Source organism: Cupriavidus sp. CPT47-8839-RL05A, assembly GCF_058792255.1.
The window spans coordinates 79,249-101,985 of record NZ_JBYTEG010000024.1 but is presented as its reverse complement, the minus strand read 5'-3'; the positions used below and the strand labels follow the sequence as shown (position 1 = coordinate 101,985).

Genomic DNA, 22,737 nt, shown 5'->3' with positions numbered 1-22,737 from the left:
TTGCCCGCGGCGCCGTAGGGCCGGCAGGCAAGATGGGTTCGCAAAGGAATGCCATGATAGAGGAAACCTATCTGACAAAGTTCCTAAATCTTGTTACCCATTCTTCTAACGCATGATGTCGTGCAACAAGTGACTTGTGCGCTAGCAGGAATCCCCTGTTTCGCACAACTGCGGTGAACCCGCAGCTTATGCGGGGCTGCGTGGCGCAGCCCCGGCCCGGGTCAGGCCACGCGCGACGGCATCGAGCGCGTAAAGCGCAGCAGCTCGTCGAGCAGCAGGTTCAGGTCATGGCGCAGCCTGGCAAAGCCCGCGGTATGCGTGAGGCCCACCTCGTCCATGTAGAGCTTGCGGTTGACCTCCAGCTGCAGGCTGTGGCAGCCGGCCTGGGGCTGGCCCACCACGCGCACGATCTCCACGCCCTTGTACGGGTGGTTGCGCCAGACGTCGTAGCCCATCTCCTTGAGCACGCCCTCGACCCGGTCGGTGAAGCGCTTGTCGCAGGTGGTGCCGTCGCGGTCGCCGACCACGAAATCCGGATGCTCCAGCCCCGGGAACTCGGTGGCGAATGGCGCGGCGTGGCTCGGCATCGAATGGCAGTTGATATGCCAGGCGCTGCCGTGGCTGGCCACGGCGCGGTCGGCCAGCTTCTGCAGCTGCGCGTAATAGGGCAGGTAGCAGCGGTTGATGCGCGCCTGCACTTCTTCCACGCTCAGCTTGCGGTCGTAGATGGCCTCGCCGGTGTCCAGCACCCGCCAGACCAGGCCCTTGCCCAGCCGGGTCTTGGCGGTCTCCTGCCTGGCGCCGGGCCAGGGAGCGTCGAGCAGGGCTTCGTCGATTTCTTCCAGCGCGCGGTTGGCGTCCAGGTAGCTGCGCGGGAAGCCCGCGCACAGCAGCGCGATGCCGCGCGCCGGGGCGCCGGCGTAGAGTTCGTCGACAAAGGTGTCTTCGGCCTGGCGCAGCAGCGGCAGCGGCAGCGCGGGGTCGGGGCGGAAGTCCGTCGGGTAGGTCGTCGCGCTGTGCGGCGAGTCCAGGAACAGCGCGGCGGGCTCGCCCTCGGGCTGGTACAGGTAGAACGGACTGTCCGCGGTGGTTCGGTCGGTGTCGGTCATGGTGTTGCCGTAAAGTCAGTCGAGCGAGATCTTGGCGGCGGCGGCCACGCGCTTGTTCTTGGCCACTTCGCTCTTGATCTGGGCGGCAAAGTGCGCCGGCGTATCGCCTACCGGGGTCGCGCCCAGCTTCTCGAGCTTGGCCTTCACTTCCGGCAGTGCCAGCACCTTGACCGCGGCGGTGTGGAGCCTGGTCTGGATATCCGCCGGCAGGTTGGCCGGCGCGATCAGGCCGAACCAGGCGGCGTCGTTGACTTCGCCCAGGCCCAGTTCGGCGAAGGTCGGCACGTTGGGCAGCGCGGCCACGCGCTTGGGCGCTGCCACGGCGAGCGCACGCAGCTTGCCGCCTTCAATGAACGGCAGCGACGACGGCAGGTTGTCGAACAGCACCTGCACCTGGCCGGCCAGCGCGTCGTTCAGCGCCGGGCCCACGCCCTTGTAGGGCACGTGCAGCAGTTCGGTCTTGCTGCTCATCTTGAACAGTTCCCCCATCATGTGCGAGACGCTGCCGTTGCCCGCCGAGCCATAGGCCAGCTTGTTGGGCTGCGACTGCGCCAGCGCGATGAAGGACTTCATGTCGGTGGCCTTGACCGCCGGGTTGATGCTCATCACGTTGGGCACCGAGGCCAGGTTGGTGATGGTGGTGAAGTCCTTGGTTGCATCGTAGGACAGGCGCGGGTAGACCGCCGGATTGATGCCATGGGTCGAGGCCGTGGCAATGCCCAGCGTGTAGCCGTCCGGCGCCGCCTTGGACAGGAAAGCGGTGCCGATGCTGCCGCCGGCGCCGCCGCGGTTGTCAACCACCACGGCCTGGCCCAGTTGCTGGCCGAGCTTGTCGGCGACGATGCGCGCGACGATGTCGGTGGTGCCGCCGGCGGGGAAGGGCACCACCAGCGTGATCGGCTTGGTCGGATAGCCGGCCTGGGCCATGGCGCTGAAGGAGATGCCGGCAGCGGCGGCGGCCGAAGCGGCGGCCAGGAGGCGGAGAAGATGGCGACGTTGCATGGGGGGATCCAGGGCGAGGGGAGGAATAAAGTGGATTTCACGATTCTGCGCGCCCGAGCAAGCGCGCCGCAAACGAAATAAAATCCTTAGCTCATTCCATTTGGTCGTGAAGTAGAGGTGATTTATGCGACGCTTATGTCCGTCGCTGACCGAGTTGCAGGCCTTTGAGGCCGCGGCACGCCATAACAGTTTTACCGTAGCCGCGCGTGAACTGCATGTCACGCAAGGCGCGGTCAGCAAGCAGGTGCGCAGCCTGGAGGCTTACCTGGGCGTGGAGCTGTTCCAGCGCGTGCGCCAGCGCCTGATGCTGACCACCGCGGGCGAGCGCTACCTGGAGCGCATCGGCCCCAGCCTGAACGAGCTGGAGGCCGCCACCGTCGAGCTGATGGCGCGGCAGGGGCGGGGCGGCGTGCTGCATATCGCCAGCATGCCGACGCTGGGCGCCAAGTGGCTGATTCCGCGCCTGCCGCAGTTCTTCGCGCGCCATCCGGAGGTGAAGCTGGAATTCGTGCCGCACGCGCAGGGCTACGATTTTTCCGAGCCGGACCTGGACGCCGCGATCCGCTTCGGCGACGGCGTCTGGCCCGGCAGCCTGGCCGACTACATGACCGGGCGCGAGGTGCTGCCGGTGTGCCGCCCGGGCCTGCTGGCGTCCGAGCCCGGCGGCGTGGCGCCCACGCCCGCTGCCTTGCTGCGCTATCCGCTGCTGCACCACACCACCGTGCCCGAAGCCTGGCCCGACTGGTTCGCCACGCTGGGCGTGCCGACCCGCGAGGCCTGGAGCGGCGCGCGCTTCGACCAGTTCTCGCTGCTCACGCAGGCCGCGCTGTCGGGTCTGGGCATCGCGCTGATCCCGCGCTGCCTGATCGAGGAAGAGCTGGCCACAGGGGCGCTGGTGGTGGCGCATCCGGCCCAGGTGCTGGCCAAGAAGGGCTATTACCTGTGCTATCCGGAGCAGAAGCAGCACCTGCCGGCGCTGCGCACGTTCCGCGCATGGGTGATGGAAGGGGCCGACCTGGCGCGGCCGGGCTGAGGCCGGAGCACAAAAAAGGGCGGCATCTCGATGCCGCCCCTTGCGCGCTTCAGCAGCCAGCGCTGCCTTACTTCGACAACACCTTCATCGCCTGTTCCAGCCCGGCCAGCGTCACCGGATACATCCGTCCCTTCATCAGCTGGTTGATGACCGTGATCGACTGCCGGTACTGCCACAGCCCTTCCGGCTCGGGGTTGAGCCAGACGAAGTGCGGGAACTGCTCGGTCATCCGGTTCAGCCAGACCGCGCCGGCTTCGGTGTTGTTGTACTCCACCGAGCCGCCCGGCTGCAGGATCTCGTACGGGCTCATGGTGGCGTCGCCGACGAAGATGATCTTGTAGTCGGGCGTGTACTTGTGCAGCAGGTCCCACGTGGCCAGCTTCTCGGCGTGGCGGCGGCGGTTGTTCTTCCACACGTAGTCGTACAGGCAGTTGTGGAAGTAGTAGTACTCCAGGTGCTTGAACTCGGTCTTGGTGGCCGAGAACAGCTCTTCCACGCGCTTGATGTGGTCGTCCATCGAGCCGCCCACGTCCATCAGCATCAGCACCTTGACCTTGTTGTGGCGCTCGGGCCGCAGCTTGATGTCGAGCAGGCCGGCGTTGGCCGCGGTGGAGTGGATGGTGTCGTCCAGGTCCAGCTCGGTGTCGGCGCCTTCGCGCGCAAAGCGGCGCAGCCGGCGCAGCGCCACCTTGATATTGCGCGTGCCCAGTTCGACCTGGTCGTCATAGTCCTTGTAGGCGCGCGTCTCCCACACCTTGATCGCGGTGCGGTTGCCCTTGGACGGGCCGCCGATGCGGATGCCCTCGGGGTTGTAGCCGCCGTGGCCGAACGGCGAGGTGCCGCCGGTGCCGATCCACTTGTTGCCGCCCTCGTGCTTTTCCTTCTGCTCCTCGAGCAGCTGCTTGAGGCGCTCCATCAGCTTGTCGAGGCCGCCCATGGCCTCGATCTTGGCTTTTTCCTCGGGCGAGAGTTCGCGCTCCAGCGTCTTCTGCAGCCAGTCGAGCGGGATGTCGGACTTCCAGTCGACCAGGCTCTCGACGCCCTTGAAGTAGGCGGCGAAGGTCTGGTCGAACTTGTCGAAGTGCTTCTCGTCCTTGACCAGCGTCATGCGCGACAGGTAGTAGAACTCGTCGATGGACGGCGAGATGACCTGCGCCTTGAGCGCTTCCAGCATGGTCAGGTATTCCTTGACCGAGACCGGCAGCTTGGCGTGGCGCAGCGAGAAGAAGAAATCGATCAGCATGATGCCTCGCTATCAGTCGGCGGCCGCTTCAGCGCGGACGGTCGAGCTGGAATTGCAGGTGTTGCCGCACCGCCGGCCATTCGCTGGCGATGATCGAGAACACCACGGTGTCGCGCAACGAGCCGTCCGGCATGCGCTGGTGGTTGCGCAGCACGCCGTCCTGCCTGGCGCCCAGGCGCGCGATGGCGGCGCGGCTCTGCTGGTTCATCCAGTGCGTGCGGAACTCCACGGCGATGCAGTCGAGATGGTCGAAGGCATGGCCCAGCAGCATCAGCTTGCACTCCGTGTTCAGCGGCGTGCGCTGGACGCGGCGCGCATACCAGGTGGAGCCGATCTCCACACGCCGGTGGGCTGCGTCGATATTCATGTAGGTGGTCATGCCCGCCAGCTCGCCGGCGGCATCGCGCACCGCGAACGGCAGCATCGAGCCCTGTTCCTGCAGCGCCAGGCGCCGCGCGATCTCGGCCTCCATGCGCTCGGGCGCGGGCACGCTGGTGTACCAGAGCTTCCACAGCTCGCCGTCGGCGCAGGCGTTGCGCAGGCCCTCGGCATGCTCGGCGCGCAGCGGCTCCAGCGTGACGTGCCGGCCCACCAGCGTGACGGGTTTGACGAACGCAGTCATGGCGGGCAATGCCTCAGCGGTTGGCGCGGTTCATGAACACCAGGCGCTCGAACAGGTGCACGTCCTGCTCGTTCTTCAGCAGCGCGCCATGCAGCGGCGGGATCGCGGCCTTCTTGTCCGGGCTCTTCAGTGCTTCGGGCGGGATGTCCTCGGCCATCAGCAGCTTGAGCCAGTCGATCAGTTCGGACGTGGACGGCTTCTTCTTCAGGCCCGGCAGGTTGCGCATCTCGTAGAACGATTCCAGGGCGGCGGCGACCAGCTCGCGCTTGATGCCGGGGTAGTGCACGTCGACGATCTGCTGCATGGTGTCGGCGTCGGGGAACTTGATGTAGTGGAAGAAGCAGCGGCGCAGGAAGGCGTCGGGCAGCTCCTTCTCGTTGTTCGAGGTGATGATCACCAGCGGGCGGTGCTTCGCCTTGACCAGTTCGCGCGTCTCGTAGACGTAGAACTCCATGCGGTCGAGTTCGCGCAGCAGGTCGTTGGGGAATTCGATGTCGGCCTTGTCGATCTCGTCGATCAGCAGAACCACTTGCTCGTCGGCGTCAAAGGCCTGCCACAGCACGCCCTTGACGATGTAGTTGCGGATGTCGTGGACGCGGTCGTCGCCCAGCTGCGAGTCGCGCAGGCGCGACACCGCGTCGTACTCGTACAGGCCCTGCTGCGCCTTGGTGGTCGACTTGATATGCCACTGCAGCAGCGGCATGCCCAGCGCGGCGGCGACTTCCTCGGCCAGCATGGTCTTGCCGGTGCCGGGCTCGCCCTTGATCAGCAGCGGGCGCTGCAGCGTGCGCGCGGCATTGACGGCCAGCTTGAGGTCGTCGGTGGCGACATACTGGTCGCTGCCCTCGAAACGGGCCTGCTGGGCGATGGAAGCTTGGGCGGAAGCGTTGGCGATGTTTGACATGAGGCAACCTGAGGTGACGGCCTCGGATCGAGGGCCGGGTTGGCGTGCTTGGCGCGGTCTCTTCGCGCTGTCATGCGCGCTTTCATTATGGAAACAGGGTCCGGTGCAGGGCGCCCGCGCGCTGCTGGCGGCAGCATTCGCGAACGGTCGTGCGGATTCCCGGGATCAGCCAGTATAAAAGACCTTTGCGGTTCGTGTTGGGGCGCGCTGACAGGCCACCGGCGGCCCGGGCCGGTTGCTGGACTGGCAGGTGCCGGCTGCGGTACAATGCGGCGGTTTGACGCGCCCCCACGTCCAGTTCTCCCAGCATCCGGCAGTCCGCGTTCAGAAGTCCCAGCGGCCCTTCCGGGTCGCGGCGATTGCGAGAGGTGGTTCCAGAATGGTGTTCCACATCCCGGCAACAGACCGGATGCGACATGTCTGGCGGGTTGCACCTCGGCAATCCCTCCGGCTGCCCTGGTTTTCCCCGCAGCAGCATTCTGAAACCGTCTCCGCCCGGCAGGGCAGGTCACACGGTTTAACTTCCAATCCGCAAAGACAATGAAAAAGCTCCTCACGATGGTGGTGCTGGGCGCGGCTGCAACGGCTGCGCAGGCACAGGAAGTCAAGGGCAATGGAGACGCTGCCAAGGACAAGGTTGCAATGTGCATCGGCTGCCACGGCATTCCGGGCTACCGTGCGTCATTCCCCGAAATCTATGAAGTGCCGCTGCTGGGCGGCCAGAGCGCCAAGTACATCGAGAACGCGCTCAAGGCCTACCAGAAGGGCGAGCGCAAGCACCCGACCATGCGCGGCATCGCCGCGACGCTGACCGAGCAGGACATCGCCAACGTGGCGGCCTACTACTCGCAGCAGAAGGCCGGCACGCAGAACAATTCCCTCAAGTAAGAGACCCCACATGAATACGCTCAAGACGCTTTCGTTCGCGCTCGGCGCACTCGTGCTGGGTGCTGCCGCGATGCCGGCCTCGGCCGCCGACCTTGCCGCCGGCAAGGCGCTGGTGGAAAAGGGTGCCTGCGTGGCCTGCCACGGCGCGGGCATGAACGCCCCGATCTCGCCGGACTACCCCAAGCTGGCGGGCCAGCACGCCGACTACCTGTACCACGCGCTGGCGTCGTACCAGGTGTCGGGCAACCCGCTGGTGGGCCGCTCCAATGCCATCATGGCCGGCCAGGTCAACGCCAATCCGGCCGTGACCGACAAGGACGGCAAGCCGCGCCCGTTCACCCGAAAGGAGCTGAAGGACATGGCCGCCTACATCGAGTCGCTGCCTGGCGACCTGGTGCTGAAGAAGTAAGAACGCGCGGCCGCCGCCGCGCCAGTGCAGAAAAGCCGCTTCCCTGGAAGCGGCTTTTTTGTTGTATGCGCGAGCGCGGGGCCCGGGCCCCGCGGCGCTATCAGTTGCCGCTGCCCGACACCAGCCGGCGCTGGCGCACCGACTCGGCCAGGCCCTCGAGCACCTTGACCGAGTCGTCCCAGCCGATGCAGGCATCGGTCACGGACTGGCCGTAGGTCAGTTCCTCGACCGGCTGGCCCTGGACGTGGTCCTGGCGGCCCGCCACCAGGTGCGATTCCACCATCACGCCGATGATGCGCTGGTCGCCGCCGGCGATCTGGCGGCCGATGTCTTCGCACACCGGGATCTGGTTCTCATGCCGCTTGCTGCTGTTGGCGTGCGAGGCATCGACCATCAGGCGCGAGGCCAGGCCGGCCTTGGCGATCGCGTCGCACGCTTCCTGCACGCTGGCGGCGTCGTAGTTGGGCGTCTTGCCGCCGCGCAGGATCACGTGGCAGTCCTCGTTGCCCGAGGTCGACACGATCGCCGAGTGGCCGCCCTTGGTCACCGACAGGAAATGGTGCGGCTGCGACGCGGCCTTGATCGCATCGACCGCGATCTTGACGTTGCCGTCGGTGCCGTTCTTGAAGCCCACCGGGCACGACAGCCCGGAGGCGAGTTCGCGGTGCACCTGCGACTCGGTGGTGCGGGCGCCGATCGCGCCCCAGCTGACCAGGTCGGCGATGTACTGCGGGCTGATCATGTCGAGGTACTCGGTGCCGGTCGGCACGCCCATCTCGCTGATGTTCAGCAGCAGTTCGCGCGCGGTGCGCAGGCCATCGTTGATCTTGAAGCTGCCATCCATGTGCGGATCGTTGATCAGCCCCTTCCAGCCCACCGTGGTGCGCGGCTTCTCGAAGTACACGCGCATCACCACTTCCAGCTCGCCGGCGAAGCGGTCGCGCTGGACCTTGAGCAGCTTGGCGTAGTCCAGCGCGGCGCGGGTATCGTGGATCGAGCACGGGCCGATGATGACGATCAGGCGGTCATCCATGCCGTGCAGGATGCGGTGCATGGCCTGGCGCGCGCCGTAGATCACGTCCGAAGCCTGTTCGGAGCAGCCGAACTCGCGGATCAGGTGCGCGGGCGGCAGCAGTTCCTTGAGTTCGCGAATGCGCAGGTCGTCGGTGTTCTTCAGCATGATGGCTCCGGGATTCTTGTGAGGTCGTGAGTGGGTGGGGAAACAAACAGGTATAAAAAAACCGCCAGGGTCGCTGGCGGTTTTTTTTGTATTCGGGGCGCTGCTTACAGCCGTCCCTCCCTATCCGCCAGCGGTGTGAGATCGCTAAAAAAGTAAAAGTAAAACTTAGCGGACATGGCGGAAAAAGGCTTTGGCTTGGGTCAGCTTGAATCGATTATCGTCGTGGGCGCCGAATTTATGCTGCACTGCGTAGCAGAAAGGCAGGAAATTGCGCGCCGGCCGGTCAATTTTCAGCGTGCGTCAGTTGCCTGTCGCGCAGCGAAGCATCTTTATAGCGCCTTTTGCCAGGGTTGGCAAGTGTCGACGAGGCCATGCGGTGTGCTGGCGCACCGATCTCCTGGCGCCTTGCAGTCTTGCCGCGCAAGCCTTGCCCCGCCGCTGCTTTTCGGCTTTCCCCGACATGACCGGGGGCTATATTGGAACCGGGGAGCAGTGAGCACGGGGAGGTGCATCATGAGCGTCGATGAAGCGAGGCTGAATGCCTTCATGGAAAAATTCGTCAACGATATCGGCGCGGTGATGCATGCCGCGACCGTGGTGGTGGGCGATGAACTCGGCCTGTACAAGGCCATGGCGGAAAAAGCAATGACCGCCGAAGTGCTGGCGGCAAAGACCCATACCGACGTGCGCTACCTGCGCGAATGGCTGTCGGCACAGGCGGCCAGCGGCTACGTCGACTATGACCCGGCCACCGGGCAGTTCAGCCTGAACGAAGAGCAGGCCTATGCGCTGGCGCAGGAGGGCAGCCTCGCATTTATCCCGGGCGCGTTCCAGATCGCGGTGGCGCAGTTCCGCGCCATCCCGAAGGTGATCGATATCTTCCGCAACGGCCGCGGGCTGGGCTGGCACGAGCACGATCCCGCGCTGTTCCACGGCACCGAGCGCTTCTTCCGGCCCGGCTACGCGGCGCACCTGGTCTCCGAATGGATTCCCGCGCTGGACGGCATCGAGGCGCGGCTCAAGGCGGGCGCATCGGTGGCGGACGTGGGCTGCGGCCACGGCGCGTCGACCATCATCATGGCGCAGGCGTATCCGGCCTCGCGCTTTGTCGGTTTCGACTACCACGAGCCTTCGGTGCGCCATGCCGCCGAAGCCGCGCGCCGCGCCGGCGTGGCCGAGCGCGTGCGCTTCGAAGTGGCCACCGCCAAGGACTACGACGGCAAGGACTATGACCTGGTGACGGTGTTCGACTGCCTGCACGACATGGGCGATCCGGTCGGCGCGGCGCGCCACGTGCGCGAGACCCTGCGTGCCGATGGCGCCTGGATGATCGTGGAACCGTTTGCCAACGACACGCTGGAGCAGAACCTGAACCCGCTGGGCCGGGTGTTCTATTCCGCGTCCACCTTCATCTGCACGCCGGCGTCGCGCGCGCAGGAAGTCGGCCTGTGCCTGGGCGCGCAGGCGGGCGAGGCGCGCATGCGCGCAGTGGTTGAGCAGGCCGGCTTCAGCAGTTTCCGCCGCGCGGCGCAGACGCCGTTCAACCTGGTGTATGAAGTGCGGCCGTAAGGTTGGGCGATTCCATGAAAAACGGGACCCCGCAGGGTCCCGTCTTCGTCATCGCCGGACTGGTCAGGCGGTGCCGCCCACCGTCATGTTCTCGATGCGCAGCGTCGGCTGGCCCACGCCCACCGGCACGCTCTGGCCTTCCTTGCCGCACACGCCGACGCCCGAGTCCAGGCGCATGTCGTTGCCGATCATGGTGACATCCTTCAGCGATTCCGGGCCGTTGCCGACCAGCGTCGCGCCCTTGACCGGGTAGGTGATCTTGCCGTCCTCGATCATGTAGGCCTCGCTCGCCGAGAACACGAACTTGCCGTTGGTGATGTCCACCTGGCCGCCGCCGAAGTTGACCGCATACAGGCCGCGCTTGACGCTGGCGATGATCTCCTGCGGATCCCTGTCGCCGTTGAGCATGTAGGTGTTGGTCATGCGCGGCATCGGCAGCGCGGCATAGCTTTCGCGGCGCGCGTTGCCGGTGACCGGCATCTTCATCAGGCGCGCGTTGAGCGTGTCCTGGATATAGCCGCGCAGGATGCCGTCCTCGATCAGCGTGGTGCACTGGGTCGGGTTGCCTTCGTCGTCCAGGTTGAGCGAGCCGCGGCGGTTGGCCAGCGTGCCGTCGTCGACCACGGTCACGCCCTTGGCCGCGACGCGTTCGCCCATGCGGCCGGCAAAGGCCGACGAGCCCTTGCGGTTGAAGTCGCCCTCCAGGCCGTGGCCGACGGCTTCATGCAGCAGCACGCCGGGCCAGCCCGGGCCCAGCACCACGGTCATCGAGCCGGCCGGGGCCGGGCGCGCGTCCAGGTTGACCAGGGCCGAAGAGACGGCCTCGTCCACATACTTCTGCAGCAGCTCGTCGGTGAAGTAGCCATAGGCATAGCGGCCGCCGCCGCCGGAAGAGCCGACCTCGCGGCGCCCGCCGTGTTCGGCGATCACCGTGACCGAGACCCGCACCAGCGGACGCACGTCGGCGGCGATCACGCCGTCGCTGCGCGCCACCAGCACCACGTCGTATTCGCCGGCCAGGCCTGCCATCACCTGCACCACGCGCGGATCCTTGGCGCGCGCCATGCGCTCGACGCGCTCAAGCAGCGCCACCTTCTCGGCCGCGCTCATGGAGTCGAGCGGGTCGTTGGGCGCGTACAGGTTGCGCCCGGCGTGCGTGGCCAGCTCGCCGGCCACCTTGACGCGGCCGTTGCCGGCACGGCCGATGGTGCGCGTGGCCGCCGCGGCCTGCGACAGCGCCGCCAGGCTGATGTCGTCCGAATAGGCGAAGGCGGTGCGGTCGCCCGAGACCGCGCGCACGCCCACACCCTGGTCGATGCTGAAGCTGCCCGACTTGACGATGCCTTCTTCCAGGCTCCAGGCCTCGTTGCGGGTGTACTGGAAGTACAGGTCGGCATAGTCGACCTTGTGCGTGAAGATATCGGCCAGCACGCGCTGGAGCTTGGCCTCGTCCAGGCCGTACGGTGCCAGCAGCAGTTGCTGCGCGGTGGCCAGGTTGCGGATTCCGAGATCGCCGGCGTTCATGAGATGTCCTTTCTTCCTGGGGACGCACCGGCTTGCGGCCGGCGCGGCAAAAAATTCTCTGGGCGGGCGCCAGTGGCGGCCCCCGCGGTTGCGTACATGCTACAGCACCCGGTGTCGCAGTGCCGGCAGGTTCTGCCGGACCTCGGCCAGGCGCGCGGGATCAATCACGCCGCCGACCACGCCTTCGCCCTCAGGCAGCGTTGCCAGCACCTCGCCCCACGGATCGACCAGCATCGAATGGCCCCAGGTGCGCCGGCCGTTCTCATGCTTGCCGCCCTGTGCCGCGGCCAGCACATAACATTGGTTTTCAATGGCGCGGGCGCGCAGCAGGATCTCCCAGTGCGCCTGCCCCGTGGTGTAGGTGAAGGCGGCCGGCATCAGAATCAAGCTGGTGCCGTCGCCGGCGGCCAGCCCGCGGTAAAGCTCGGGGAAGCGCAGGTCGTAGCACACCGACATCGCCACCCGGCCGCAGGGCGCGTCGAAGCTGACCGGCGTGCGCCCGGCCAGGATGGTGCGCGACTCGTCGTAGCTCTCAGTGCCGCGGGTGAAGCCGAACAGGTGGATCTTGTCATAGCGCGCCACGCGCTCGCCGCTCGGATTGAAGGCGAGCGAGGTGTTGTACACGCGCGCCGGGTCGTCGCACCACATCGGCAGCGTGCCGCCGACCAGCCAGATGCCGTGGCGGCGTGCCGCATCGGCCAGGAACTGCTGCACCGGGCCGTCGCCGTCGTGCTCGCGCACGGCCACCTTGTCCGCTTCGGAGCGGCCCATCATGCAGAAGTATTCGGGCAGCAGCACCAGTGCCGCGCCGCCGGCTGCGGCCTCGGCGATCAGCGCGTCGGCGCGCGCCAGGTTGGCATCGAGCGAGGTGCCGGTCACGGTCTGGACGGCGGCAACGCGGAACGGGGCGGAGGCGGCGGGTGCAGTCATAGGCGGGGCGGGCGTTGTTTTCCTCAGCGCGGGAGGGCGGGGTCCGCGCGGTTCTGGAAGGTCGGGGCTTGCGCCTTATTGTCCTCCAGTTTGCCGATCTGCGGGTTGGCCCAGCTGCCGCTGATGCGGTAGTGCTGGGTGAACACCTTGGAGAACTCGTCGGCAAACAGCAGTTGCGCGGCCAGCGTGCCGATGCCCAGCACCGGGTTGATAAAGGCGGCCGCGATCGAGGTGGAGGTGGCGTTGATGCGCGGCACCACATCCACGCGCAGGTCCTGGGTCTCGCGCAGCAGGTTGGCGGTGCCGCTCATGCTGGCGATGATCTGCGGGCTCCTGAGCTCGAAGTCCTGGATCGTGCCGACGCCGCTCTCGATCGTGCCGGTGCCGGCAATGCGGTCGAACACCAGCCCGCGGCCTGACAGGGTGCGGAAGTCCAGCGTGGCAAAGCGCAGCAGGCCCTGCAGGCTGAGCACGCCCAGCAGCCGCGCCGCGCCGGGGTCCACGCTCAGGATCTGGCCATTCTCCAGGTCCAGCGACAGCTTGCCGGACAGCGTCGGGTAGTCGATCGACAGCGGCGAGCCGCGCCAGGCCACGCGGCCTTCGAGCTTGCCCTTGCCGTCGCTCAGCGTGTGTGCCAGCCCCAGGCGGTCGAGCGTGGCGCCGGCATCGCGCACATCGATGCTGAAGGACAACAGGGTGCGGCGCTCGGCATTGGCGTCGGCGCGCAGCCGGCGCGGCACGCGCCAGCTGCCGCTGCCGGTCAGGGTGGCGCCGGGCTGCTCGATCTGCAGCTTGTCCAGGGTCCAGACCGGGTCGGCAGCGCTGGTGCCGGTATGGGCCTTGACTTCAAGCTTGCCGAAGTCATGCCCGCGCAGCATGAACTGGTCGGCCACCAGGTCGATCGCGGGCAGCTCGTCGATGCTGCTGGCAAGCGCGTCCACCACGTTGTGCTCGTCGCTCGCATCGGGCACGTTCAGGCGCGCCAGGCGCAGTTGCAGCGAGCCGGTGGCCGAGGGCCCGGCCGGACGCCACTGCACCGCGCCGGCCACCTGGCGCGAGTCGATCTTGGCGTTCCAGCCGCCGGCCTCGCGGTTGGCGTCGAGCACCACCTCATCGAGCTTGCGGCCCATGGCGTGCAGTGCGCGCGCGCGCAGCGCAATGCGGCCAGGCAGGAAGGGCGAGGGCGCTTCGGCGGGGCCCGCGCTGCCGGCACCGCCGCCGAAGGCCGCCCGCCACGCATCGATATCGAGCTGGTCGAAGGTGGCCGCGGCGCTGACGCCGGCCACGGGCGGCGGCGCCGCCTGCTGCACGCCGATGGCGCCGGCGAGCACGTCGATGCCGCCGCCCTGATCGCGGCGCAGCAGGTAGCGCGCGTTCAGCGCATGGCCCAGCTGCAGCACCAGCTCGCTGGTGCCGGCGCGGCCCGGGGCGCTGGCCGGGCGCAGGTCCGCGCGCAGCGCCAGGTCTTGCGCTGCAGCCTTGGCCAGGGGCGCGGGCAGGCCGATCGCCATGCCATTCAGTTCGGAGCTCAGCTGCACCTGCAGCTGGTGCTCGCGCGTGGCGATCACGGCGCTGTAGCTGGTGCTGCCTTCGAGCCGCGCGGCCACCGGCGCCAGCGCCGAGCCCGCGGCGGCCTCGCGCAGCCCGGCGGCCGAGACGCTGCCGCTGGCGGTGACGTGCGTGGCGCCGTCAGGCTGGGTGCCGCCGCCGAGCCGGATCTCGCCACCGAGGAAGCGGGCCCGCATGTTCTCCAGCCCGAAACCGTGTTCATTGAACGTGATGGTGCCGTTGGCGTGGCCCAGTTGCGGCAGCTGCGGGCTGAGCACGACATCGTTGCCGGGGAAGCGAAAGCGGCCGTCCACCTTGGCGGCATCGGCGTGTTCCAGCGGCATGTCGAGCTTGAGCCTGAGTTCGCCGTTGCCGTGGGCCTGCGCCGCATCGGCCACGTGCCCGGTCCATTCGCGCACCGGCGAAGCGTTGATGTAGCGCAGGAAGCCCTGTACCGGTCCGCTGGCGCCGCCGTCGATCATCAGCTTGCCGCGCGGGCCAAGGTCGTCGATGCGGCCCTTGACGTCCAGCAGCGTGACGCCAGGGATATCGTGGACCGTGGCCCGGCTCGCCAGGAACGTCATGCCGCCGCGGTCAAACACGACCCGCCCGGCAATGTCGGTGAAGGTCGGCCATGCCTGCGCGCCGGTGGTGGTGCCGCTTGCGGTCTGGTGCGGGGCGATCTGGTAGCTGACGTGTTCGATCGGCACCTCGACACGGAACTCGCCGGCCTTCTCGTGCGGGGCATGGAACGGGAAATGCGCCAGGTCGCCGCGCAGCACGAAGCTCACGCCGGCAGCTTCGCCACCCGCCAGCGCGCCGGCCAGGTAGTGCCGGGTGCCGGCCGGAATGCTCAGCGGCAGGTAACGCGGCACGCGCGCCACCTGGGCGCGGGTCATGTCGCCGCTCAGGTCGGCGATGCCGGAGACACCGTCGCCGCCTGCGCGCCAGGTGCCGCGCACCGAGCCGGCCGCATCGGCATTGGCAAAGCGCACGCCGTCCAGCGTGACCGCGAGCTTGCCGCCGGCATGGGTCCAGCGCACTTCGCCGCCGATCTGGTCGAACGGCAGCCGCGGCTCCTCGAACAGGCCAGGCAGCACCAGCGCCGCGCCGTTGCCTTCGAAGCGGGCATTGCCCTGCTGGTCATCGAAGGAGAAGGTGCCGGACAGGTGCGAGAAGCCAGGCGTGCCCAGGCGCGGGTGGCCGCTGGCGTCCACCGCGGGCACGGCCGGCTGGCCGTTGACCGAGACGTCGCGCAGCGTGCCCTGCACGCTGTAGAGAGGCCTGCCGCCGCCACGCTCGAGCATGCCCGCGCGCTCGCGGCTCCAGCTCACGTTGAGGTTGTCGATGTGGCCCGCCGGCTGCAGCGCGCGCAGCCGGCGCAGCACCGCGGTGTCCAGCGGCATCGAGCTGGCCGCCGCGCGCACCGTGTTCAGGTCCAGCGTGGGCGCTTTCAGCGAGAACTTGCGCAGGGTGCCGTCCTTGCCGGTGGCCCAGCCGAGGGTGACCTTGCGCATGCCTTCGCGCCAGGTGCTGTCGGCGGGGGTGCCCTCGTCGTCGCTGGCGGGCTGGGGTTGCCAGAGCAGGGTGTCGACGGTCAGCAGGTTGCTGCCGTCGCGTTCGGTCCGGTGCAGCAGGAAGGCCTGCGCATTGGCCAGGCGCAGCGGGGCGGAGGCGCCGGCCAGCTGCAGGTCGACGCCGCTGGCGCGCAGCCGGGTCTGGCTGCGCACGATGCGGCCCTGGCGGAATTCAATGCTGCCGTCGGTGCTGAAGGTGCCGCTGGCGGCGCGCTCGAATATCGCCAGGTAGCGCTGCAGCACCGGCAGCTGCAGCTGGCCGAGGTCCCAGCTGGCCTGCCCGGTCCAGTAGCGCCAGTTGCCGGCGCTGTGCAGGTAGTCGTTGCTGAAGGAGGACTGCACCACCAGCGGGCTCGGGCCCAGCGCCGGCGAGCGCGCTTCCAGCGTCACCGTATGGCGCGCGCCGTCGCGACGGGTGTCGAGGCGGATCTCGCCGATATCGAGCCGGGGCAGGCGTGCCTTCTCGTCCAGCCAGCGCAGCTTGCCGTCGGACAGCGCCACGCGCCCCTGCGACATCAGCCAGCCCAGGAAGCGATCGTCGTCCTGCTGGCCGCCGGTCGCGTCCACCAGCATGCCGCCGACCAGCAGCCGGCCCTCGGGCGTGCGCCGCACCAGGATGTCGGTGCCGGTCGCGCCCAGGCTGACGAACTGCAGGTTCATGCTGAACAGCGAGCGCCACGCCAGCTTGCCGTCGAGCGTGGCGGCCGCAAGCAGCACGCGCTGTTCGCGGTCCACGGCGCGCAGGCCGCGGGCGCGGAAGGCCGGGTGCCAGCCGTCCCAGTAGGTATCGAGCGCGCCGATGCTGACCTTGGCCGACAGCGCCACCGAGCCGCGTTCTTCCAGCCACTGGCGCGCGGTGGACGCCTGCGGCCACAGCACGAAGCGGATCAGCAGGCCCGCCACCAGCGCCAGCGCGGCCAGCACCAGCGCCAGCCGCACCAGCGCGCGGCCCAGCCCGCGCCAGAACGGGTGGCGCACGGCTGCCGCCACGCCGCGCGTGCAGGCGCGCAGGAACGCGCCGGCGGAATCGTTGCGCCGGGCGCTGGTGGCATCGTTGGCCGAGGGATTCACGGGGTGTGGCGGGGCCAGGGTGGAGGCGGCGTCCTGCCCGCCCGCGCCGCCATTGGGGGGGGAACCATCAGCGGGTTGTGGGGCGCGGCTGGACATGCGCAGATTATCCGACAATACTAGCCGCTCTCCAATCTGGTGCCCGGCCGGCTGAAACAAGAACGCGCAAGCTGCGCGCACCCAAAGCGACAATAGCCACGATGGCGCGCCCGCTGCGCGGACAACAGGACGCGAGCAGGTGAACCGCGGGACCAACCACGGGCCGCACCTTTTCTCGCATTTCAAATACTGGAATGACTGCCTCTGAACCGACGAGTTCCGCCGCTGGCGACGCTGCTGACCAACATGGCGCGCGCGCCACACCGGATCCGGCCAATCCGGCGGACCCGCAGCCGGGGCCGGGCGCCGGCACCATGGCTGCCGGCGCCTTCGCCATCACCGCGGCGCAGGAGCTGCAGCCGGCTGACGGGGCTGGCCACGCGGGCGGCCACGTATTGTACTCGGCTGCGTATTCGCACTACGCGCGCCGCGTGCTGCAGGCCCGGCCGGATTTGCCGGCCATCCTGGCCGCCGCGGCCGCCCAGCCGCTGACGCGCGCCTGGATGCAGGCGCGGCTGCAGGCGCTGCACGAGCCCTCGGCCGATGCCGAGGAATCCGCCAAGCGCAGCCTGCGCCGTCTGCGCGCCGAAGTGATGTGCGCGGTGATCGAGCGCGACCTGCGCGGCCTGGCCACGCTGGGCGAGGTCACCGGCGCCATGACCGACCTGGCCGAGCTGGCGATCCAGCACGGTCTGGCGATGCTGGGCGACGACCTGGCCGCCACCTTTGGCCGCCCGGTCGGCGCCCAAAGCGGCGAGGTGCAGGAACTGATGGTGGTGGGCATGGGCAAGCTGGGCGGGCGCGAGCTCAATGTCTCGTCCGACATCGACCTGATCTTCCTCTATGACGAGGACGGCGAGACCCAGGGCGGCTCGCGCAGCCTGTCCAACCACGAGTACTTCATCCGTCTCGGCCGCCGGCTGATCAACCTGCTGGCCGAGGTGACCGCCGACGGCTATGTGTTCCGCGTCGACATGCGGCTGCGCCCCAACGGCGACGCCGGACCGCTGGCGTGCAGCCTGGGCATGCTGGAGGAATACCTGGTGGTGCAGGGGCGCGAGTGGGAGCGCTATGCCTGGATCAAGGGCCGCGTGGTGTCGGCGCTCGACACGCCGCATGCGCAGCGCACCGCCAGCCTGCTGGCGCGGCTGACCACGCCCTTCGTGTTCCGCCGCTACCTGGACTACGGCGTGATCGCCGCCATCCGCTCGCTGCACGCGCAGATCCGCAGCGAGGCCGCCAAGCGCAGCGGCGGGCTGGCGGGGCATGGCGTCAACCAGCGGTCGTTCAATATCAAGCTGGGCCGCGGCGGCATCCGCGAGATCGAATTCATGGCGCAGGTGTTCCAGCTGATCCGCGGCGGCCAGGACCCCGCACTGCGCGTGCGCCCGACGCTGGAAGTGCTGGCGGTGGCGGTAGAGCGCGGGCTGCTGCCCGCCGGCCAGGCCGAGCAGCTCGGCGATGCCTACCGCTTCCTGCGCCAGCTCGAACACCGGCTGCAGTACCGCGACGACGCCCAGACCCACCACCTGCCGACTTCGCCCGAAGAACAGCTGGCGGTGGCGCAGATGATGGGTTGCGCCGACTGGCAGCAACTGCTGGCGCGCCTGGCGGCGCTGCAGGAGCCGGTGGCGCAGCAGTTCGAGGCCACCTTCTCGGATCCCGATGCCGCCCCGTGCGAAGCGCTGTGGCCGGGCATCGTGTTCGACGACAACGCCGCGCAAGCGCAGGACAACCCGGAACAGAAGCAGGACGATGCGGCCTGCGGCGATGACGCCGCGCCCTGCCAGCGCCTGCAGGCCGCCGGCTTTACCGACTGCACCGGGCTGCTGGACCGGCTGCGCGCGATCGCCTCGTCGCTGCGCTACCGCGCGCTGTCCGAGTCCAGCCGCGCGCGCTTCGACCAGCTGGTGAACCGCGCGCTCGACCTGGCCGCGCGCCAGGAAGACGCCGACAGCACCATCGCGCGCTTTATCGACTTCCTCGAGGCGATCAGCCGCCGCGCCTCCTACCTGTCGTTGCTGTCCGAATACCCGCAGGCGATGGACCGCGTCGCGCAGACGCTGCATGCCTCGCGCTGGGCCGCGGCCTACCTGACGCGGCACCCGCAGCTGCTGGACGAACTGCTGGACAGCGATGCGCTGGCTGGCGCGCCCGACTGGGCCGCCTTCCGCAAGCGCCTGCATGAGCGGCTGCTGGCCGCCGAAGGCCAGATCGAGCAGCAGATGGACATCCTGCGGCGCGAGCACCATGTCGAGACCTTCCGCGTGCTGCTGCAGGACCTGCAGGGCATGCTGACGGTGGAGCAGGTGGCCGACCGCCTGTCCGACCTGGCCGATGCCATGCTCGAGGCCACGCTGGAAACGGTCTGGCGCCAGCTGGCCACGCGCCACCGCGACACGCCGCGCTTCGCGGTGATTGCCTACGGCCGGCTGGGCGGCAAGGAACTGGGCTATGCCTCGGACCTGGACATCATCTTCCTGTACGACGATGACCATGAGCGCGCGCCCGACGTCTACTCCGCCTATGCGCGCCGGTTGATCACCTGGCTGACCAGCCATACCGCCGCCGGTGCGCTGTTCGACGTCGACACGCGGCTGCGCCCCAACGGCGCGGCCGGCCTGCTGGTGACCAGCTTCGAGGCGTTCCGCCGCTACCAGCTGCGCGAAGGCGACAACACCGCCTGGGTGTGGGAACACCAGGCGCTGACGCGCGCGCGCTTCTGCGCCGGCGACGCCGCCATCGGCGACCGCTTCGAGGCGCTGCGCGGCGAGGTGCTGTGCCAGGGCCGCGATGCCGCCGCGCTGCGCGACGAGATCGTGCAGATGCGCCGCAAGGTCGCCGAAGGCCATCCCAACCCGACCGACCTGTTCGACCTGAAGCACGATCGCGGCGGCATGGTCGATATCGAATTCACGGTGCAGTACCTGGTGCTGCTGCACAGCCGTGCGCACCCGCAGCTGACGCGCAACGCGGGCAATATCGCACTGCTGCGCGAAGCGGGCGAGCTGGGCCTGATCGACGCCACGCTGGCACTGGCGGTGGGCGATGCCTACCGGCTGTTCCGCGCGCGCCAGCACCAGCTGCGGCTCGACGGGCAGGCGCACGCGCGTGTGGCGCCCGCGTCGGTGGCGCAGCAGACCGGACAGGTGCGCGCGCTGTGGCAGGCCGTGTTCGGTGAAGCCTGACGCGGCAGTCCCGCCGGCGCCCGCCGGGGCATCGTGGCCGGGGCTGCTGGCGGCGATCGCGCTGGTGTGGGCGCTGTCGGCATGGTTCACCTTCATGCCGTGGTGGCATGCGCACGGCCTCTACCTGCGCGATGCGGTGCGGCTGGACGGCCAGTGGTGGCGCCTGGCCACCGCCATGTGGGTGCACCTGGACGGACACCACTGGCTGGCCGACGCGCTGGCGGCCACCGGCGTGCTTGCCATCGCCGCGCGCGTGGCGCGTGCGCGCATCCTGCTGCTGGTGCTGGTTGCCTGCGGCATCGCGGTGCAGGTGGTGGTGCTGCGCGTGCCGGCGATTGCGTGGTATGGCGGGCTCTCAGGCGCCTTGCACGGGCTGGCCTTGTGGGGCGCGCTCGGGCTGTTGCGGGCCTCGGGCCTGGCGCGCGTCACCGGCGTGCTGCTGTGCCTGGGCGTGCTGGCCAAGGTCTGGGTGGAGCAGTCGTGGCTGGCGCCGGTGGTGTTCGATCCGGCCTGGGGGTTTGGCGTGGTGCGCGTCGCGCACGCGGCCGGCGCCGTCGCCGGCCTGCTGTGCTGGGTCGTGCAGGAGTGGTGGCTGGCGCGGCGCCCGGCCCGCGGCGACGACGCCTGAGCCGGCCAGGCGCTGGGCTTACATGCGGCGCCGCAGCGCGAAGGCCAGCAGGCCGGACAGCGCCAGCAGCAGCGCGGTCCAGGGCGCAACGGCGCCGCCGCCACCGCCACCACCGTTGCCCGAGGCCGGTGCCGGCGCAGCCTGCGCCGGTGGCGTGCCCGCCGCGGTCGCCAGTGCGCCGTCGGCATCGAGCAGGCCGGCGCCGCAGACGCCCGGATTGGTGGTGCAATAGGTGCCGGACGGATGCGGGCGTGCCGAAGCCTTCAGCGCCGCGGTGACCTGGGCCGGGGTCAGCGAGCCATTGACCGCGAACATCATGGACACCACGCCCGAGACCATCGGTGCGGCGAAGCTGGTGCCCGCGGATGACGTCACCACATAGTTGCCAACGCCAGTCTTGCCATCGTTGTTCAAGGTGCGAATGACCGAGGGCGCGGTCGTGCACTGCCCATTGACTATCTGCGAGTTGCCGCACCCGCCGCCCGGCGCGCTGATCGCGACCTGCGGGCCGACATTGGCATAGCTGGCGTTCTCGCCGTCGTTGGCATGCGCCGTGACCGCGATCACGCCGCTGCAGTCGCCCGGCGCTTCCACCGCGCCGCGCTCGTTGCCGGCGGCGGCCACCACCACCACGCCGCGCGCGTTCAGGTCGTTGACGGCCTGTTGCTCAATGCTGCTGCAGGTGCCGCCGCCGAGGCTGATATTGACCACGCGCGCCGGCGTCGGATTGGCCGGCACGTTGGGTACCGACAAGCCGCCGGCCCAGCGCATGGCGTCCACGGTATCGGACAGCAGCGCGCCGCAGCGGCCCGATACGCGCACGGGCAGGATGCGCGCGTTCCAGTCGACGCCCGCGATGTCCTGCGCGTTGTTGGTCTGCGCGCCGAACACGCTCGCCACGCGCGTGCCATGCCAGCTGTTGCCGGTCGCCGTCTGCGTGGGCGTTGAACTGCCGGGGCAGGTAAAGCCGGCCTCGAGATTGTCGCCGGCATCGGTGGCATCGGCGTCGCGGCCATCGCCGTCATTGGAAATGGTGCTGCTGCTGATGAAGTCGTAGCCCGGCAACACGCGCGCCGCCAGGTCGGGGTGCGGCAGGATGCCGGTGTCCACCACCGCGATCACCACGCCGCTGCTGCCGCGGCTGCGGTCCCACGCGCGCGGCAGGTTGACGCCGCCCACCGCCGTGCCGGTACCCATCAGGTAAGGCTGGCGCGAGATGAACTCGGAATCGTTGGGCAGGGTGTCGTGCAGCCGCAGCCAGCGGTCGGGCACGGCATCGGCGATGCGCGGGTCCTGGCGCAGCCGGGCCGCCGCGCCTTCCGGGTCGGCTGCCAGTGCGTCGGGGACCTGCAGCAACTGCAGGTTGCCGCCCATGGCGCGGCGCGCCGTGACGGCAATGCCGGTGCGCTCGCTCAGCTGCTTGAGCGCATCCGCCGCCGCAGGCGTCTTGCTGCTGCCATCGGCGCCATCGCGCCAGCGCACGATGATCTGGCCGGTGTAGGCGGGTGCGGCATGGGCGCCGGCAGCCAGTGCCGCGCTGGCCGGTATCGCGCCGCACACAGCGGCGGCGGCGAAGACGATGGCCCGCCAGCGGCGGGTCACGAGGCTGCTACGGAAGTCGGACTGCGCGGGTTGCGGCATGTATACCTCCTGGGGCGTAGCGCGCGTGGGGGCTTGTTATGTAGCGAATACGATTCAGCGTAGTTGCGCAAGGGCAACCGACGGCTTAAGACCTGTCCTGAATCCGGGCTCAGCTCTGCGGCATGTCGCGGCTGGTGGGAATGTTGCGGTTGGGCTTGAGCACGCGGTCCGGCTCGGCGGTCTCGATGCGGGGCGTGGCGCGCAGGGTCTCGACCGCCTGGTCGATGGTGGCGTCCGCCGACGGCGAGATCGCGGTGACCAGCCAGACGCCGCCGGACATCGGGCGCTTGACCACGTAGCGGATCGGGCCCTTGATCCCGGCCAGCAGCTTGCCGGCATCCTCTGACAGGTTCACTGCGGGCGGCTTGAAGCGCACCATGATGTCGCCAAGGGAACGGTCATCGCTGATGCTGCCCGGCGGCGGGGCCGAGGACTTGGGCTGGGCCTGGCAGGCGGACAGCGCCAGCAGTGCGGCCGATGCGGCGGTGGCAATGGCCAGCACGGCGCGCAGCGATGCGCGCGGTCGTTGCCGGAGGCCGGCTTGCGCTTGGCGGGTCATGGTGAGGCTCCTGTCA

At 69.0% G+C, this 22,737-nt stretch carries 17 protein-coding genes; 6 read left to right on the top strand and 11 right to left on the bottom strand.

What is annotated here, in order from left to right:
- Positions 1–221: 221 nt before the first annotated feature.
- Together AC3WVS_RS25855 and AC3WVS_RS25850 are read right to left on the bottom strand one after the other, a co-directional pair.
- Positions 222–1,109 carry an N-formylglutamate amidohydrolase gene (locus AC3WVS_RS25855; protein ID WP_010809074.1) on the bottom strand — a complete coding sequence of 296 codons (888 nt, stop codon included), beginning with the start codon at positions 1,107–1,109 and terminating at the stop codon, positions 222–224.
- A gap of 15 nt (positions 1,110–1,124) precedes the next feature.
- Complete coding sequence (locus AC3WVS_RS25850) at positions 1,125–2,111, bottom strand: tripartite tricarboxylate transporter substrate binding protein BugE (protein ID WP_492320881.1); 987 nt, start codon at positions 2,109–2,111, stop codon at positions 1,125–1,127.
- Between the two features lie 124 nt (positions 2,112–2,235).
- Here AC3WVS_RS25850 and AC3WVS_RS25845 point away from each other — a divergent pair, with 124 nt between their 5' ends.
- On the top strand, positions 2,236–3,144 hold the full coding sequence (locus AC3WVS_RS25845) for a LysR substrate-binding domain-containing protein (RefSeq protein WP_492320880.1): 909 nt from the start codon (positions 2,236–2,238) through the stop codon (positions 3,142–3,144).
- Positions 3,145–3,211: 67 nt separating this feature from the next.
- On the opposite strand, the gene AC3WVS_RS25840 is transcribed toward AC3WVS_RS25845, so the two are convergent.
- Genes AC3WVS_RS25840 through AC3WVS_RS25830 form a run of 3 tightly spaced genes read right to left on the bottom strand, consistent with a single transcriptional unit; the run spans position 3,212 to position 5,913 of the window.
- Positions 3,212–4,387 carry a vWA domain-containing protein gene (locus AC3WVS_RS25840; RefSeq protein ID WP_010809067.1) on the bottom strand — a complete coding sequence of 392 codons (1,176 nt, stop codon included), beginning with the start codon at positions 4,385–4,387 and terminating at the stop codon, positions 3,212–3,214.
- Between the two features lie 28 nt (positions 4,388–4,415).
- The gene (locus tag AC3WVS_RS25835) at positions 4,416–5,009 is read right to left on the bottom strand and encodes a GNAT family N-acetyltransferase (RefSeq protein ID WP_492320879.1); all 594 of its coding nucleotides are present in this window, start codon (positions 5,007–5,009) and stop codon (positions 4,416–4,418) included.
- 13 nt (positions 5,010–5,022) lie between these two features.
- Positions 5,023–5,913, bottom strand: a complete 891-nt coding sequence (locus AC3WVS_RS25830) for an AAA family ATPase (RefSeq protein WP_492320878.1) — start codon at positions 5,911–5,913, stop codon at positions 5,023–5,025.
- A 540-nt stretch (positions 5,914–6,453) separates the two neighbouring features.
- Between AC3WVS_RS25830 and AC3WVS_RS25825 the strand changes: the two genes are divergently transcribed.
- Together AC3WVS_RS25825 and AC3WVS_RS25820 are read left to right on the top strand one after the other, a co-directional pair.
- On the top strand, positions 6,454–6,801 hold the full coding sequence (locus AC3WVS_RS25825; protein WP_010809064.1) for a c-type cytochrome: 348 nt from the start codon (positions 6,454–6,456) through the stop codon (positions 6,799–6,801).
- 10 nt (positions 6,802–6,811) lie between these two features.
- Positions 6,812–7,210: a c-type cytochrome gene (locus AC3WVS_RS25820; protein WP_010809063.1), complete on the top strand. Its 399-nt coding sequence runs from the start codon at positions 6,812–6,814 to the stop codon at positions 7,208–7,210.
- A 100-nt stretch (positions 7,211–7,310) separates the two neighbouring features.
- On the opposite strand, the gene aroG is transcribed toward AC3WVS_RS25820, so the two are convergent.
- Complete coding sequence (aroG, locus tag AC3WVS_RS25815) at positions 7,311–8,390, bottom strand: 3-deoxy-7-phosphoheptulonate synthase AroG (RefSeq protein WP_492320877.1); 1,080 nt, start codon at positions 8,388–8,390, stop codon at positions 7,311–7,313.
- Positions 8,391–8,903: 513 nt separating this feature from the next.
- On the opposite strand from aroG, the gene AC3WVS_RS25810 reads away from it, so the two are divergent.
- Positions 8,904–9,959, top strand: a complete 1,056-nt coding sequence (locus AC3WVS_RS25810; RefSeq protein ID WP_492320876.1) for a class I SAM-dependent methyltransferase — start codon at positions 8,904–8,906, stop codon at positions 9,957–9,959.
- 63 nt (positions 9,960–10,022) lie between these two features.
- Here AC3WVS_RS25810 and tldD read toward each other — a convergent pair whose 3' ends face one another.
- From tldD to AC3WVS_RS25795, 3 genes are all read right to left on the bottom strand, one after another.
- Positions 10,023–11,483, bottom strand: coding sequence for a metalloprotease TldD (tldD, locus tag AC3WVS_RS25805; protein WP_010809060.1), 1,461 nt, complete (start codon positions 11,481–11,483; stop codon positions 10,023–10,025).
- A gap of 99 nt (positions 11,484–11,582) precedes the next feature.
- Positions 11,583–12,413: a carbon-nitrogen hydrolase family protein gene (locus AC3WVS_RS25800; RefSeq protein ID WP_492320875.1), complete on the bottom strand. Its 831-nt coding sequence runs from the start codon at positions 12,411–12,413 to the stop codon at positions 11,583–11,585.
- A gap of 23 nt (positions 12,414–12,436) precedes the next feature.
- Positions 12,437–16,705: a YhdP family protein gene (locus AC3WVS_RS25795; RefSeq protein ID WP_492320874.1), complete on the bottom strand. Its 4,269-nt coding sequence runs from the start codon at positions 16,703–16,705 to the stop codon at positions 12,437–12,439.
- 314 nt (positions 16,706–17,019) lie between these two features.
- Between AC3WVS_RS25795 and glnE the strand changes: the two genes are divergently transcribed.
- The gene (gene glnE, locus AC3WVS_RS25790) at positions 17,020–19,893 is read left to right on the top strand and encodes a bifunctional [glutamate--ammonia ligase]-adenylyl-L-tyrosine phosphorylase/[glutamate--ammonia-ligase] adenylyltransferase (RefSeq protein ID WP_492320902.1); all 2,874 of its coding nucleotides are present in this window, start codon (positions 17,020–17,022) and stop codon (positions 19,891–19,893) included.
- Positions 19,883–20,521, top strand: coding sequence for a rhombosortase (gene rrtA, locus AC3WVS_RS25785; RefSeq protein WP_492320873.1), 639 nt, complete (start codon positions 19,883–19,885; stop codon positions 20,519–20,521). Before glnE ends, rrtA begins: the two co-directional genes overlap by 11 nt.
- An 18-nt stretch (positions 20,522–20,539) precedes the next feature.
- On the opposite strand, the gene mprA is transcribed toward rrtA, so the two are convergent.
- A complete protein-coding gene (mprA, locus tag AC3WVS_RS25780) occupies positions 20,540–22,162 on the bottom strand; it encodes an MprA protease, GlyGly-CTERM protein-sorting domain-containing form (protein ID WP_492320872.1) in 1,623 nt (540 codons plus the stop codon).
- Positions 22,163–22,271: 109 nt separating this feature from the next.
- Positions 22,272–22,721, bottom strand: coding sequence for a hypothetical protein (locus AC3WVS_RS25775; RefSeq protein WP_011614896.1), 450 nt, complete (start codon positions 22,719–22,721; stop codon positions 22,272–22,274).
- Between the last annotated feature and the right edge of the window lie 16 nt (positions 22,722–22,737).

Bases quoted from the DNA above. Each gene is read 5' to 3' on its own strand.
- AC3WVS_RS25850 (WP_492320881.1), bottom strand. From the start codon at position 2,111: ATGCAACGTCGCCATCTTCTCCGCCTCCTGGCCGCCGCTTCGGCCGCC.
- mprA (WP_492320872.1), bottom strand. From the start codon at position 22,162: ATGCCGCAACCCGCGCAGTCCGACTTCCGTAGCAGCCTCGTGACCCGC.
- AC3WVS_RS25810 (WP_492320876.1), top strand. From the start codon at position 8,904: ATGAGCGTCGATGAAGCGAGGCTGAATGCCTTCATGGAAAAATTCGTC.
- AC3WVS_RS25775 (WP_011614896.1), bottom strand. From the start codon at position 22,721: ATGACCCGCCAAGCGCAAGCCGGCCTCCGGCAACGACCGCGCGCATCG.
- AC3WVS_RS25835 (WP_492320879.1), bottom strand. From the start codon at position 5,009: ATGACTGCGTTCGTCAAACCCGTCACGCTGGTGGGCCGGCACGTCACG.
- AC3WVS_RS25840 (WP_010809067.1), bottom strand. From the start codon at position 4,387: ATGCTGATCGATTTCTTCTTCTCGCTGCGCCACGCCAAGCTGCCGGTC.
- AC3WVS_RS25830 (WP_492320878.1), bottom strand. From the start codon at position 5,913: ATGTCAAACATCGCCAACGCTTCCGCCCAAGCTTCCATCGCCCAGCAG.
- tldD (WP_010809060.1), bottom strand. From the start codon at position 11,483: ATGAACGCCGGCGATCTCGGAATCCGCAACCTGGCCACCGCGCAGCAA.
- aroG (WP_492320877.1), bottom strand. From the start codon at position 8,390: ATGCTGAAGAACACCGACGACCTGCGCATTCGCGAACTCAAGGAACTG.
- AC3WVS_RS25795 (WP_492320874.1), bottom strand. From the start codon at position 16,705: ATGTCCAGCCGCGCCCCACAACCCGCTGATGGTTCCCCCCCCAATGGC.
- AC3WVS_RS25825 (WP_010809064.1), top strand. From the start codon at position 6,454: ATGAAAAAGCTCCTCACGATGGTGGTGCTGGGCGCGGCTGCAACGGCT.
- AC3WVS_RS25845 (WP_492320880.1), top strand. From the start codon at position 2,236: ATGCGACGCTTATGTCCGTCGCTGACCGAGTTGCAGGCCTTTGAGGCC.
- AC3WVS_RS25800 (WP_492320875.1), bottom strand. From the start codon at position 12,413: ATGACTGCACCCGCCGCCTCCGCCCCGTTCCGCGTTGCCGCCGTCCAG.
- AC3WVS_RS25855 (WP_010809074.1), bottom strand. From the start codon at position 1,109: ATGACCGACACCGACCGAACCACCGCGGACAGTCCGTTCTACCTGTAC.
- AC3WVS_RS25820 (WP_010809063.1), top strand. From the start codon at position 6,812: ATGAATACGCTCAAGACGCTTTCGTTCGCGCTCGGCGCACTCGTGCTG.
- glnE (WP_492320902.1), top strand. From the start codon at position 17,020: ATGGCTGCCGGCGCCTTCGCCATCACCGCGGCGCAGGAGCTGCAGCCG.